This is a genomic window from Micromonospora sp. NPDC005367 (genome assembly GCF_040606825.1).
Taxonomy (GTDB): Bacteria; Actinomycetota; Actinomycetes; order Mycobacteriales; family Micromonosporaceae; genus Micromonospora.
In genome coordinates, this window is the sequence record NZ_JBEXFP010000014.1 from 50,791 (window position 1) to 64,358 (window position 13,568).

Here is a 13,568-nt window from a genome sequence, read left to right on the forward strand (position 1 = left end):
CGATCCGTACGCTACGCTCCCCACACTTGCGTGGGGGACGCGAACGGGTAGCCGAGGCAGGGGCCGGGTCGCCGCGTGGTCCACCACGCCTACTTCTCTGCTCAGGAGGATCGGTGGCCCGACCTGGTCGCCCGCGAATCGCTCAGCGGAGACGCGTCTACCTCTTCAAGGGCACCAGCACGGGCACCCTGTCGGCCCGCAGCAGGATCGCCACCGGCTGGACCGGCTACAAGCAGATCGTCGGGGCCGGCGACCTGAACGGTGACGGCCGCGGCGACCTGCTCGCCCTGGGCGCGTCGAACGCGCTCTGGCGCTTCGACGCCGATCCCACGAGCCCCGGCACCATCAAGGCGGGCGTCAAGGTGTTCGACGGCTGGGGCGGGTCGTACAGCGGATCGTTCGGCGGCGGCACGAAGATCGCGAGCTGGCAGGGCTACCGGGCGGTCGTCTGACGCCGACTGCCCGCTGGAGCGGTGGCTCGCGCTGCGGGTCACCGCCCCACCCGTTTCGGGTCCGGATCACGCCGGGTCGACGGCTCCGGCAGCAGCCAGCAGGGCCGCTTCCCGCGCCGGGTCCAGGCCGACCGGGGCCCGCGCGGGACGGCCGGCGCGCGGCGGCACCGTGCCCACCTCCTGCAGCCACCGCCAGGTGTCCGCGACCGTCTCGGTCACCGGGCGGCAGGTCAGTCCGGCCGCGTACGCCCGCTCGACCGCACGTTCCTGCAACCACCGGTACTCGTGGCCGCGCGGGATCCAGATCGGCAGGTCGTTCCAGGGCACGACCCCCGCCGACAGGATCGGCTCGGGTGGCGTCCAACGCAGCCGCACGTCCGCCCCGGTCACCCGCACACACGCGTCGAGCAGCTCGCCCGTGGTGGCGTGCCCCGTCCGGCTGACCACGTTGTACGCCCCGCCGCGGGCCCGCGCGCCCTGGTCGAGCAGCCAGCCGGCGAGGTCGCGTACGTCGACGTACTGCACCGGCAGGTCGGCCGGGCCGGGCGCCAGCACGTCCCCGCCCCGGGCGACGCGCCCCAGCCACCACGGAAGCCGGCCGATGTCCTCGCCCGGGCCGAGGATCAGCCCCGCCCGGGCAAGCAGCGCCCGCTCACCGAAGACCTCCCGCACCGCCCGCTCGGCACCGGCCTTGTTCTGCGGGTAGTCGCCGTCCTCGGCGTCCGGGGCGGCCTCGACGGTGGGCGCGTCCTCGTCCGACCCGGGCGTCACCGGCTCGGCGTAGACCGAGCCGCTGGACACGTAGCCGTAGTGCCCGACCGAGCCGGCCAACGCGCGGGCCGCGTCGAGGGCCACCCGCGGCGCGCCGTCCCAGGTGTCCACCACGAGATCCCACTCGCCGCCGGCCAGCGCGGCCAACCCGTCGGGGGTGGTCCGATCACCGCGCAGCCGGCGCACACCCTGCGGCACGTCGCCGTGCAGCCCCCGGTTGAACACCGTCACCGACCAGCCGCGGCGCACCGCCTCCGCGACCGTCGCCCCGCCCACGAACCCCGTACCGCCCAGCACCAGAAGCCTCATGCCTCCACCGTGCCCGGCCGTCGGCCGAGGATCGAGGGTTGTTCACGGTGAGCGGATCTGCCGACGGCAGAACTCAGTCCCCGATCAGCTCGCGGCAGCGGCTCACGGCGGCCACGGCGACCGGGGCGTCGCGTCCCTCGATGCCGGCCGCCAACTCGCGCACCACGGCCACCGCCCGCGCCGGCTCGCCCGCCGCCACGGCCGCCTCGGTCAACACCAGGACGGCTTCGGCGGCCCACGCCCAGATTCCCTTGCCACGCACCAGCATCAGGGCATCGGTCGCGTGCCGGGAGGCCTCGTCCGGTCGCTCGACGAGGATCAGCCGGGCCAACGCCGAGAGCGCCTGCACCAGCGGCCAGATCGCCCCGACCCGCTGGGCGGTCACGACGACCTCGCGCAGCGTCCGCTCGGCCCGCCCGATCTCGGCGCCGGTGGCCGTACGGGCCAGCACGGTGGCGAGCTCGGCCCGCGCGTCGAGCAGGGTGACCGGCATCCGCTCGGCTGCGGCGACCAGTCGCTCGAACCGCCCGGCCAACCCGTCCAGCCGCCCGGCGGCGCGCTCCAGCGACAGCCCGGTCGCCTCCACGAGAGCGGTCAGCCGCTCGTACCCGGTCTCCTCGACCAGTTCCCGGCCGGCCGCGAGGAGCGCCGCGGCCTGGTCCAGGTGTCCGGCGTGCAGTGCGCCCTGCGCCCAGTTCAGGCAGGCCCGCGCGTGTTCCCGGGGCCGGTCGGCCAGCGCCACGGAGGCGCGCAACTCGGCGATGACCGTCCAGGCCGCCGGGTCGCCCAGCTCCAGCAGCAGCGAGGCGCGGGCGATACGTACCGCGAGGTGCGCGGCCGGGTCGCCGCTGGCCTCCGCGGCGGCCTCGGCCTCCGCGCACCGGGCCAGGTGGTCGTCGACGTGGCGGCCGACGACCGTGTCGGGGGCCGCCAGCACCGCGAGGGCCGGCGCGCGACGGCGCGGCGTCCGCAGGTACGGCATCGCGCGCTCGATCTCGGTGTACCCGCGCAGCGCCTCCCCCTGCTGGCGCAGCAGCCGGCCGAGCACCAGGCCCAGCTCGCCCCGCGCCCCGGGTGGCAGTCGCCGGTCGGCCAGCAGCCGTTCCAGCACCGGGATCGCGGTGGCCTGGCTGAGCCCGTCGATGGCGGATCGGCCCAACTTGCCGGCGAGCCGGACCCGCACCGGCCGGGGCAGCTCCGCGACGTCCATCGTCTGGAGGAGGAAACCGGCGGCGGTCGCGTCGTCGCCGCGTTCGGTGGCCAGGTCGGCGGCGGCCTCGGCGTTGCGGACGAAGTCGGCGTCGCTGCCGGCCAGCCGGTAGTGGTGCGCCAGCTGGGCGACCGGCCGGGGCAGCTTCTGCTCCAGCACCCGGGCGATCCGCAGGTGCAGCCACTCCCGGGTCTGCCGGGGCACCAGGTCGTACACGACCTGCCGGGCGAGGGCGTGCCGGAACCGCAGCCCGTCCCCCGCGTCGTGCAGCAGCCCGGCCCGGTGCGCGGCGGTCAACGCCGCGCCGACGGTCGCCCTGTCCTGGCCCAGCACCGCCGTGAGGATGCGCGGGTCGGGGGCGAGGCTCAGCACCGCGGCCGCGCCGAGCACCTCCCGGGCGCCCTCGTCGAGCGGGCGCAGCCGCCACAGGAGCACGTCGCGCAGGACGAACGGGACGCTGTCGTCGGCGAGCGGGTCGCCGCCCCGCTCGGCGAGCGTACGCAGCACCTCCTCGACCACGAACGGAATCCCGGCCGTGCGGTCGAGCAGGGTCGTGGTGAGCTGCTGGGGCGGCTCACCGAGCCGCAGGGTCCGCGCCGCCAGCCGGCGCACCTCGTCGGCTCCGAGCGGGCCCAACGGGACACGGGTGACCGCCCCGGGTGGCGTACGCGCCAGCGCGTCGTGGATCGGCGTGCTGCCACCCGGCACCGGTGTGCGGGCGGTGAGCACCACGGCCAGACCGTCCACCGGGTGGCCGCTCAGGTAGGCGAGGAACTCGCAGGTCGCCGGGTCCGCCCAGTGCAGGTCCTCCAGGACGAGCACCGCGGGAGAGAGCCCGGCGAGCAGCGCGGCGACGGCCCGCAGCAGCCGGTGCCGCTCCGCCGCCGGGTCGGTCAGTGGGGGTGGCGCGGCGGGGAGCAGGTCGGCGAGTTCGGGCAGCAGCGGGGCGAGTGCCCCGGCCACCGGGTTGAGCGGACCGAGCCGGTCGCCGTACGCCCGGACGGCGTCGAGCAGGACGCCGAGCGGGAAGGGTTCGGGCACGTCGTCGCACTCGCCGATCAGGTGGTGCCCGGGCAGCGTGGCGAGCAGTTCGCGGACGAAGCGGCTCTTGCCGATGCCGGGTTCACCCTCCAGCAGGACCAGGCACGGCGGGGCGCCGATGAGCCGGCGCAGCAAGGCCAGCTCGTCGGCACGCCCGACGAACTCGACGGGCCCGCGCAGGCGCGCGGGGCGGATCGGGGATGTGACCCCGCCGCCCCGCACGTCGTCCTCGCCGCCGCCGGTCACCGTGATGGCGAGCACATCACCCCGGTGTCGACCGGGAACGGCCCGGCGGGCCGGCGGTGACCTGGGTCACGTCGCCGGCCCGCCGGGGCGGAGGTGGATCAGGACTCGACGGTGATCGGCACGGTCTTGAGCGGGCCGTCGCCGTTGCGGAACTCCAGCTGCCCGACGTAGCGGACCCCCGGCTCGAGGCCGGACCACCGCAGCGTCAGGTTCGCCTTCGCGCCCGGCTGGACCGTGCGCTGCTTCGGATCGATGGTGAGCTTGCCGGTGGAGCTGCCCGGCGCGCCCGGCAGGTAGGTGGTGACGGTGTACCCGACGCCGTCCTGATCCGCGGGCAGGTTCTCGACGAACTCCTGCTCGACGACGAGGACGTAGTCCCCGGCGGCCGGCAGGTCCACCTTGGCGCCGCGGCGGGAGCTGACCGTGGCGGTGACGAACTTACCGGCGGTGTCGTAGACGTAGACGCTGTACTCGGTGCACGCCATCACCCCCTCCTCGTCCTCCCAGTCGATGGCCGAGCAGGCGGGCAGCTGCGAGGTCACCAGCACGTGCGGGTCAGGGGTGCCGGCCGGCACGTGCAACGTGCTGCGGTACATCGACGCGGGCAGCGGGTTCGGCAGGTTGTCCAGCGACGACCAGTCCCACGAGGCTCCCTCGCCGCGCAGCGTGACCGCGTCACTGGTGCCGGCGGTCAGCCCGGTGAGCTGCGCGACCAGCTTGCCCTGGTAGCCGGCCTCGGTGGCGATCTTGACGCTGCCGGAGGTGCCGGAACCGGTGATCGAGTCGGGGGCGATCAGCCCGCTGTTGTGCACGACCAGCGGGATCCGTACGTCGTGCCGGTACTGGTCGCGCCAGGCCAGCGCACCGTCGGCCCAGGTGTCGAACGCGCCACCGCTGTTGGTGACCTCCACCGTGAAGCGGGCCGTCTTGCCGGGGCGGACGGTCAGCTTGGCCGGGGTGATCTTCACCTGGTAACCCGCGGGCGCCTCGACCGACGCGGTGTACGTGCTGGTCCGGTCGCTGACGTTGGTGACGGTACGGGTGACCTTCTGCTTGCCGACCATCCGGCCCAGGGCGATCGACGGGTAGTTCAACTGGACGGTGTCGATCGCGCCGATCTCGTCGCAGCCCTCCACGTTCGCCCCGGTCTCACTGGCCCGGTCCTCGTCCAGCCCGCACAGGTACCGCAGCCAGTCCTGCGGGGTGGAGTCGTAGACCAGGCCCGGGTCGAACGCCCCACCGGGCAGCACCTCACCGGCGCCGTAGTTCAGCGGACTGGCGTCGTAGCTGCCGATCTTGATCGGGTTGCCCTTGTCGGTACGGTCGGCCGCGCTGGTCATCAGCGCCGAACGGACCGCCGCCGGTGACCAGTCGGGGTGCTTGGCCAGCACCAGCGCCGCGATGCCGGCGATGTGCGGCGCGGCCATCGAGGTGCCGGACTCCAGGGCGAAGTCGTTACCGCCCGCCGACGGCGAGAACGCCGCGACGACGTCCACGCCGGGGGCGCTGATGTCCGGCTTGAGCAGGTCACCGGCGCTCAACCTCGACGGGCCGGCCGAGGAGAACGCGGCGACGGAGGGCGCCTCGACCGTCTCCAGGGTGCTCGCCGAGATGGTCGCCGTGGCGTTGCCGGCGGCGACGTACGTGAGGACCGTCGCGGCGTCGACCTCGTTGATGTGCACCGACGGAACCGCGTGGACGTCAGCGTTGAGCGAGTTCAACGTGTCGTTGTACATCACCATGCCGACTCCCCCGGCCCGGGCGACGGCGATGCTCTTGTCGGCACGCGGGATCTCGCCGCGCAGACACATCACGATCTTGCCCTTGACCTTGGCCGGGTCCAGGACGTCGTCGGCGCAGAGCTCGGCGGCGTAGGTGTTGTTCGGGTCGATCGCGCTGTCCCGCGCGGTGACCAGCGGCGCCGGCCCGACACTCGTCTCGCCCATGCCCACGCCCTCGACGGTGGTGCCGTCGCCGAGGGTGAGCGTCCGGGTGTACTGCTGGTCGGTGGCGCTCGCGGCCACCGTCGTCACCCACGGGGTGGAGTTGTCGACGGTGCTCGGCGTGGGACCCGCGTTGCCGGCGGCAGCCGACACGAACACCCCGGCCACCGCGGCGTTGAAGAACGCCGCGTCGATCGCGTTGAGGGTCTCGTTGTCGTCACCGATCGAATAGTTGATGACATCGACTCCGTCGGCGACCGCGTCGTCGACGGCGTGCACGATGTCGATCTCACTGCCGACCGCCGAGCCGGCGCCGTCGTCGTACAGCGCCTTGTAGACCGCGAGCCGGGCGGCCGGCGCCATGCCGGAGATCGTGCCGAGGTCGCGGCCGCCCGAGGTAGCCCGTACGCCGTTGTTGCCGGCGGCGGTGCTCGCCGTGTGGGTGCCGTGGCCGTTACGGTCGCGGGGCGAGAGGAAGTCGTCGGGGAACGCCTCGGCGATCCCGCTGTCGTTGTACCAGCGCGCCCCGATCACCTTGTTGTTGCAGGTGACCGGCGCTTCGACGCCGACGTCGCAGGTGCCCTTCCACTTGCCGTCGATGACCGCCTGGTCCGGGCGCGGGGTGGGCAGCGGCGCGAAGCTCGCGCTCTCCGGCCAGAAGCCGCTGTCGATGACCCCGATGATCATGCCTTCGCCGGCGTGCCCGACGTCGCCGAACTCCCGCCGCCACACCCCGCTGCGACCGGTCAGGCCCAGGTAGTCGGGGGTGTGCGAGGTGAGCGCGTGCACCTTGCGGTCCGCGTAGACCGCCTGCACGCCGCGGGTGGCGCGCAGCCGGGCCGCCTGCGGCCCGGTCAGCTCCGCGACGAAGCCGTTGAACGCCGTCTCCATCGTGACCCGCGGCTGCGCGGTGACACCGACACCGCGGAGCACGTCGGTGCGTTCGCGGCGCAGGTGCTCCCGGTACGCCCGGGCGCTGCCGGAGTCCCGGTTCAGCTTGCCGCCACGGGCCGGCCTGGTCGCCGCGATCCCGGCCACGCCGCCGGTGTAGGTGGCCAGCGGCTCGTCGTCGAGCTGGACGAGATAGCGGGCCGTCGGTCCGCCGCTGCTGGTCGGCGCGGCCGCGGCGGCACCTCCCGCCACGCTCGTCAGGATCGCCGCGACCAGTGCCGCGGCGGCCAGCATGCTGACCCCGCGCACGGTGCGCCCGGACCTCTGCACGTTCGGTTCTGGCACGTCGTTGTCCTCCGCGTTGTGTGCCGGCCGTCACGCGGATGGTGACGGTGGCCGAAAGGTAGGAGCGACGAACGATCATGCGGAAGCGCCCGTAACCCAGCCGTTACCTCGGAAACAAGCTCGTAACGTAACGGGTACTTTCCATGTCATTTGGCGGGCCGCGAGCCGCGTCGAGCGACCGTTCGGTCACTCCCGGCCGACCGCCGGGAGACCCGGCAGACATCGACCGGTTCACCCTCCACGGCGGACGTTCAACGAGCCGTCCACCGCTCGTCCGCACCCCGCCAGGGCACCTATCCAGTAGCTGACTGTACGGAATTCGCCGGTCACCCGGCGCATACGCTCCGACGTGCCTGCCCGTCCCACCAGGCATTCTTCCCGTCGGCAGCCCGATCCCCGGGGATCCGGGCCACCTGCTCGAATGAGGTCCGCATGGCCAAAGTGGTGTACGTCGCCGAGCCCACCGTGGGCTGGCGACGACGTCTGGGGGCGATACCGGTCGTCCCGGTTCTCGTCAGCGCGTTGCTGCCCGTTCTGGTGCTGAGCAGCCCGGCAGCGGCAGCCGATCTCAACATGACCGTCCGGGTGACCGTCGAGCGCGTCGAAGGCCACGACTTCGGCGAAGACCCCGACTTCTACAGCTACGTGGAGATCGCCGGAGAGTCCTTCAACAACGAGGACACCCCGGCGACCGACCCGTTCGAGGACACCTACACGATCGAACCGAACTGGGAGTTCTCCAAGCAGGTCGCCCTCTCCAGCGGCACCGTCCCCATCTACCTGGAGATCCGCGACGAGGACGGCTTCCTCCGATTCGACGACGACATCGCCGACCTCGACCCAGACGGCGACGACCCGGACGACCCCTCGGACAACGACGACGACACCGACCAGTCGCTCGGCTTCACGCTCGACCTCAACACCTGCACGGTGACCGGCGACCTGAACGGCGCCTGCGGCGTGTTCACCAGCACCGGAACGCCCGACGAGTCGGCCTCCATCCGGCTACGGGTCGAGGTGACCGAACCACCGGCCGCCCCGGGCATCCGGATCAGGTGCATGCACACACCGCTCTTCCCGCAGGTCGGCGACACCGTCACCATCACCGCGGAGTTCCTCGACGGCGCGCTCAGCCCGGCACGGGCCGACACGCTGGAGATCTGGGTCAACGATCGCACCGCCCCGGACGTGAGCGCGGCCAACTCGCTCACCCTCACGTACAACCACACCATCACCGGCGGAGGCAGCTTCAGCTACGGCTGCCGCGGCGTCGACGGCAGCGTCCCCATCTTCACCGGATGGCGGTCGGTGGCGGCGACCGCCGGTGCCGGCGACGAGGTTCCGGTGCTCTACACCGGCAGCACCTACAGCCGGGTGGACTGGGTGTTCGTCGGTGACTCCGACGACTACAGCGGCGCCGGTGACCCGCAGTTCCAGTCGGATGTGCAGCAGATCATCTACAACTCGTTCTACAGCTACGACCCGTTCCTGGTGCACCAGGACGCGATGAACTTCTGGCTCCAGGTCGGCACGGGCCAGGCGGACCCGGCCGAGGACGGCTGCGACCACGTCGTACCCGACTCGGGCTGGGCCGACAGCGTGATGGTGGTGCACGTGGACTCGTTCCGCGACTGCGCGATGGGCGGCTCGAACGTCTTCTCGGGAGAGAACAACAGTTTCAGCACCATCCGCCACGAGTCCGGGCACCGCCCGTTCGGGCTCGCCGACGAGTACTGCTGCGACGGCGGCTACTACCAGCAGGACGTCTACCCCAACGTCTACGAGGAGCCGGAGGACTGCGCCGACGACGCGCCCGACCTCGGCCGGACCGCCTCGGACTGCCGCGAGTTCGAGGAGGAGATCGAGAACTGGGACGACTTCGACTGGTCGGTCTCCGACCCGGCCACGAACGACCTGATGGTGGACAACACCACCGCCCAGGCGGCGGACATCAGACGCATCGAGTGGTACTTCGCCGAGTGCCGCGGCGCGAAGTGCTGAGGGGATGAGGACGATGCGCATGACAACCAACTCACGCCGTCGCCTGGCCTGGTGGCTGCTGCCGGTCGCGGTCGGCGTGGCGCTCTGGGCCGGGGCCCCGGCCTTCTCGGATCCGGCCGACGACCCGACGATCCAACCGATTCCCGACTTCGCCGCCGACACCGCGGCCGACGAGGCCAAGTCGATAGTCGTACGGGTGTCGTTCAACGGCCGCACCAACGCCACGGTCACCGACATCCAGGTGGTCGACGAGCGCGCCCCCTCCCACCTGGGCGCACCACCGCTGTCCAAGGTGGACGTTCTCGGCGAGTCGGGCGACCTGATCGGCACCTTCAACGACTGGCACCCGATGTGGGAGCTGGGCGAGAAGACAGCCGGCGGCGGTGAGACCCGCCGGCTCAACCCGCACGCGTCGGGACGTTGGATCACCCCGTTCGACCGGGACGCGACCACCATCGTCGTCACCGACATCGCGGCCGCCGACGAGATCGTACGGGCCGACCTCACCGACGCGATCCACGACTTCTGCCTGGCCCACCCGGACGACGAGGACTGCCTTCAGGCGGACCTCGCGGTCGAGGCGGTCACCGTGACCGCCGCGCCGCCGATCGGCCTCGTCGGGAAGGACGCCACCGTCACCGTCGGCACCGTCGTGACCAACAACGGCCCAGACGGCCCGGCGGACGCGGCCCTCACCACGACGGCGACGGCCGGTCCGGGTGTGACGGTGACTCCGGCCACCCGGACGGCGACGCTGCCCGGCGTCCCGGTCGGCGCCGACGTCACCGAGTCCGACCAGTGGACCGTGCGGTGCGACACCCCGGGACAGCACACCGTCACCTTCACCGCCACGGTGGCGACCACCCACCCGGCCGACGTCGACCTGGTTGCCGCGAACAACACCAGGTCCACCACCCACACCATCGACTGCGCGGTGCCGGTCACCGTCAACATCAAGCCCGGCGGCGACCCGAACAGCATCAATCTGGGTGCCGGCGGGAACAACGCACCGCTGGCCGTGCTCACCACGACGGCGGGCGAGTACGGCAACCCGCTCGCCTTCGACGCGCGCACCGTCGTCGCCACGACGGCCCACTTCGGGAACCGGGCGGTGGTGCTCGGCGGCGGAGGCGCCGCCGAGACGCACAACCGGCGGCACGACGAGCGCAGCTACGAGCTGGACGAGCGGACCCGTGACGCCGACCTCGACGCCGTCCTGCACTTCCGTGCTGCCGACGGCGGCTTCACAGCCGGCGACACCGAAGGCTGCCTGATCGGCAAGTTCACCGACCCGGCCGGCACCTTCACCTTCTTCGGTTGCGGGCCGGTCCGCATCGTCCCCTGACGTCGGGCCCGGCCGGCCGTGGTCCTTCCGGACGGGGTGGGGAGGGACCACGGCCGCCGGACAGGCCGGACGCCGGGTCACGGCTACCGCGGAGTGGACCAGATGCACTACGGCTCGTCACCGGTGTCGGTGACGAGCCGTGGACCTTCTGCTGAATATGGTGGGCGATACTGGGTTTGAACCAGTGACCTCTTCCGTGTCAAGGAAGCGCGCTCCCACTGCGCCAATCGCCCGTGGTGACCGCCCGGCGCCCGGGACAGCCGGGCATCGTCGGTCGAATCTGCGAGCGGACGACGGGATTCGAACCCGCGACCCTCACCTTGGCAAGGTGATGCGCTACCAGCTGCGCTACGTCCGCACGTCCCCGGGCGAGCGCCGGCGACAGGGAGAACTCTACCCGATGCCAAGATCGGCCCGCACGGCACCCGGCGGTTGCGTGGTTGCGCCGTGCAGCGGCGGGGTACTGAGTCCCCCGACAGCGCACCACATCCCCGCAGAAGGAGGCTGTCATGGGTATCGGAACCAGCATCTTTCTGATCGCGGTCGGCGCGATCCTCACCTTCGCGCTCGACGCGAGCCCCGGCGGGTTCGACCTCGACGTCGTCGGCTGGATCCTGATGGCGGCCGGCGTGCTCGGCCTCATCATGACCACGATCATCTGGGGCCGTCGCCGGTCCGCGGTGGTCACCACCGACCAGCCGGTCCGCCAGGTCGAGGAGCCGGTCGAGTACCGCCGGGTCGAGGAGCCGGTGGAGTACCGCCGGGTGGAGGAGCGCCGGGACGTCGCCCCGCCGCTGTGACGCCGGGCGCCGCCATCGACCTGCCGAGCCCGGCGGACTCGAGCATCGGGCGAGCCGACCCCCTCATGACGAGGTGGTCGGCCCGCCCGATCGGTGCCGCCTTCGTCAGGACTGGCGGATCGCCTCGGCCGCGATCTCGATGCGGACGTTCTTGCCGACGAGTACGCCGCCGCCCTCCAGCGCGACGTTCCACAGCAGGCTGTAGTCCTCACGGTCGAACTCGGCGGTCGCGGTGAACCCGAAGATCTCCTGCCCGGATAGGTCCGTACGGGTACCACCGAACTCCACCTGGAGGTCGACCGGCCGGGTGATGTCCTTGATCGTCAACTCACCCTTGAGTACGAAGCGACCGGAGGCACGAGCCGGCGGTGCGCCGAGATCGCTCCCGACGCGGCGCCCGAGGCGGTTGTTTCCGCGCAGCCGTGCCCAGAAGAAGATCGGATCGACCTCGTCCTGGGGTACCACCCCGGTACTGCGGTACTCCAGCGCGGGGAAACGCTCCACGTCCAGGAAGTCGGGACTTTTCAGGTGCACGTCCCGGTCGTCGTGTCCGGTGACGATGCTCGACGATCGGATGGTGGCCACCACCGAGGAGCGCAGTGGGTCCTCGTCGACGACGATCCGGGCCTTCCCCTCGGTGAACTCGCCACGCACCGGGCTGACCATCATGTGCCGGCCCACGAAGCCGATGCGCTTGTGCGCCTGGTCGAGTTCGTAGGTGCCGGCGGCTGGGATCGTCATGCCCTTCCACACCCGCGTGGCTGGACCCGTCATCGTGTAGTGCCTTTCCCTGACTTTCGGGTCCGCCTGGCCGCTCGCCGTACCTGCCGCGAGGGCCGCGGACGCCTGCCCCGGCGCTCAGACTAAGGCGTGTCGAATTCACCTTGGGGGGAGCGAAATTGATGGCGGGCATTGACTGACGCCCGCAACCGTGACGATCGCACACCCCTCCCGTACGGCGGATCCCCTGGCAGCAAAGGGATTCGGTGCGACGGGGCACGCCCGGGGCGACGAAAGCCGTCGATCCCGCCGACTTCATCCACTTCTGCGAAGCAGTTCAGTGCCGTGAAGAATCTCACGGGCGTACGAGAACTGTTTGTCCTTGTGCACGTACGAGAAAGCCAGCAATTGCGACAGATTCGACCGCCGCCCGCGCGCGAATACGAGTGGCAGTGAAGTACACGCCGGACGGAGTCGCCACGTCCACTCCGCGCCCCACCCGTGGGGGCCGCCGGAGCGCGGGAGATCGACTAGAGTTCGCGGCCATGACCGCCGTGGAGGCGCCCGTCGCGCCGGCGCCCGCCGCCCCGATGGAAGCAGTGACGCCGCCGCCGGTGACCACACCGCGCCCGCTCGGTCTCGCCGGCTGGCCGCGCGTCGTACGGATGCTGATGATGATGGCCGGCGCGGCCGTGGCGCTCGGGGTCGCCTACACCAGCCCCGACCGGCTCCTGCCCGAGTCCCGCAACCAGTGGCTGCTGTGGGCGTCCGCGGCCGGGCTGCTCGGCGCGCTCAGCGGATCGACCATCGGCTCCGGGGTGGCCCGCTGGCACGACCTCCAGCAGATCCAGCACGTCCCGGTCCGCCGCGTCTTCTCGTCGGTGCTGGTCTTCCTCGCGTTGGTGGCCGGTGCGGTGGCCGCCGCGCACGCCATCCTGGGCCGCGGACTGACCTGGCGGTTCGGGGTCTTCCTCGGCATCGTCATACTCGGGTCCCTGCCGGCCGGAGCGACCCTGGCGGGGCTGCGCGTCGTCTCGATGCGCGGTCTCACCGGCACTCCCGGCGAGCAGCTGGCCGCGCTGATGCGGCTGCGCCGGATCCTCGCCCGGGTGCTGCAGATGATGGGCTCGTTGCTGCTCGTACTGGTGCTGATCGGCGCCGCGTCGGTCGGTTGGGGCAGCTCGGAGACGATCCCCCAGTCCACCGCGCTCGTCATCGGCGCCGCCGGCTCGATCCTCATCGCGTTGATGCACATCCCGTCGGCGACCCTGCTGCGTCGGCGCTGCCAGGTGTACGTGGACGAGTTCTCGGACATCGCCCACGCGCCCAAGACCAACCTGATCAGCGCGGCGGAGGACCGGATCAAGCTGGAGGAGATCCTCGGCGTCAACCGCACCAGCCTGAGCGAACTCCAGTCGGGGCTGGTGATCGTCGGCCCACTCCTCGCGACCTCGATCGCTGCGGTCATCCCCAAGCTCTGACCGGTCCGGTCGT

Annotated in this window: 9 protein-coding genes and 2 tRNA genes; 5 read left to right on the forward strand and 6 right to left on the reverse strand. The window is 71.9% G+C overall.

All coding sequences use genetic code 11. The annotated features are described in order from the left end of the window. The first annotated feature begins 113 nt into the window (after window positions 1–113). Window positions 114–452, forward strand: coding sequence for a VCBS repeat-containing protein (locus ABZS42_RS12700; RefSeq protein ID WP_355144609.1), 339 nt, complete (start codon window positions 114–116; stop codon window positions 450–452). A gap of 66 nt (window positions 453–518) precedes the next feature. Here ABZS42_RS12700 and ABZS42_RS12705 read toward each other — a convergent pair whose 3' ends face one another. From ABZS42_RS12705 to ABZS42_RS12715, 3 genes are all read right to left on the reverse strand, one after another. Further along, complete coding sequence (locus tag ABZS42_RS12705; RefSeq protein ID WP_355144611.1) at window positions 519–1,532, reverse strand: NAD-dependent epimerase/dehydratase family protein; 1,014 nt, start codon at window positions 1,530–1,532, stop codon at window positions 519–521. A gap of 73 nt (window positions 1,533–1,605) precedes the next feature. Then, window positions 1,606–4,044, reverse strand: a complete 2,439-nt coding sequence (locus ABZS42_RS12710; protein WP_355144613.1) for an AAA family ATPase — start codon at window positions 4,042–4,044, stop codon at window positions 1,606–1,608. Window positions 4,045–4,127: 83 nt separating this feature from the next. Beyond that, window positions 4,128–7,208 carry a S8 family serine peptidase gene (locus tag ABZS42_RS12715; protein WP_355144614.1) on the reverse strand — a complete coding sequence of 1,027 codons (3,081 nt, stop codon included), beginning with the start codon at window positions 7,206–7,208 and terminating at the stop codon, window positions 4,128–4,130. A 432-nt stretch (window positions 7,209–7,640) separates the two neighbouring features. Between ABZS42_RS12715 and ABZS42_RS12720 the strand changes: the two genes are divergently transcribed. Both ABZS42_RS12720 and ABZS42_RS12725 read left to right on the forward strand, forming a co-directional pair. Next, window positions 7,641–9,209, forward strand: coding sequence for a hypothetical protein (locus ABZS42_RS12720; protein WP_355144616.1), 1,569 nt, complete (start codon window positions 7,641–7,643; stop codon window positions 9,207–9,209). Between the two features lie 19 nt (window positions 9,210–9,228). Then, window positions 9,229–10,554: a hypothetical protein gene (locus ABZS42_RS12725; RefSeq protein ID WP_355144618.1), complete on the forward strand. Its 1,326-nt coding sequence runs from the start codon at window positions 9,229–9,231 to the stop codon at window positions 10,552–10,554. 158 nt (window positions 10,555–10,712) lie between these two features. Here the strand turns inward: ABZS42_RS12725 and ABZS42_RS12730 are convergent. Then, window positions 10,713–10,787, reverse strand: a tRNA-Val gene (locus ABZS42_RS12730). A 52-nt stretch (window positions 10,788–10,839) separates the two neighbouring features. Beyond that, window positions 10,840–10,912: transfer RNA gene (locus ABZS42_RS12735), tRNA-Gly, on the reverse strand. Between the two features lie 151 nt (window positions 10,913–11,063). Between ABZS42_RS12735 and ABZS42_RS12740 the strand changes: the two genes are divergently transcribed. After that, entirely contained in the window at window positions 11,064–11,354 is a 291-nt protein-coding gene (locus ABZS42_RS12740; protein WP_355144620.1) for a DUF6458 family protein, read from the forward strand. 105 nt (window positions 11,355–11,459) lie between these two features. Here the strand turns inward: ABZS42_RS12740 and ABZS42_RS12745 are convergent, their stop codons facing one another. Then, entirely contained in the window at window positions 11,460–12,095 is a 636-nt protein-coding gene (locus tag ABZS42_RS12745; protein WP_355144622.1) for a YceI family protein, read from the reverse strand. Between the two features lie 524 nt (window positions 12,096–12,619). On the opposite strand from ABZS42_RS12745, the gene ABZS42_RS12750 reads away from it, so the two are divergent. Continuing rightward, window positions 12,620–13,555, forward strand: coding sequence for a hypothetical protein (locus tag ABZS42_RS12750; RefSeq protein ID WP_355144624.1), 936 nt, complete (start codon window positions 12,620–12,622; stop codon window positions 13,553–13,555). Window positions 13,556–13,568: the final 13 nt, after the last annotated feature.

Bases quoted from the DNA above. Each gene is read 5' to 3' on its own strand.
- ABZS42_RS12740 (WP_355144620.1), top strand. From the start codon at position 11,064: ATGGGTATCGGAACCAGCATCTTTCTGATCGCGGTCGGCGCGATCCTC.
- ABZS42_RS12705 (WP_355144611.1), bottom strand. From the start codon at position 1,532: ATGAGGCTTCTGGTGCTGGGCGGTACGGGGTTCGTGGGCGGGGCGACG.
- ABZS42_RS12750 (WP_355144624.1), top strand. From the start codon at position 12,620: ATGACCGCCGTGGAGGCGCCCGTCGCGCCGGCGCCCGCCGCCCCGATG.
- ABZS42_RS12720 (WP_355144616.1), top strand. From the start codon at position 7,641: ATGGCCAAAGTGGTGTACGTCGCCGAGCCCACCGTGGGCTGGCGACGA.
- ABZS42_RS12745 (WP_355144622.1), bottom strand. From the start codon at position 12,095: ATGACGATCCCAGCCGCCGGCACCTACGAACTCGACCAGGCGCACAAG.
- ABZS42_RS12725 (WP_355144618.1), top strand. From the start codon at position 9,229: ATGACAACCAACTCACGCCGTCGCCTGGCCTGGTGGCTGCTGCCGGTC.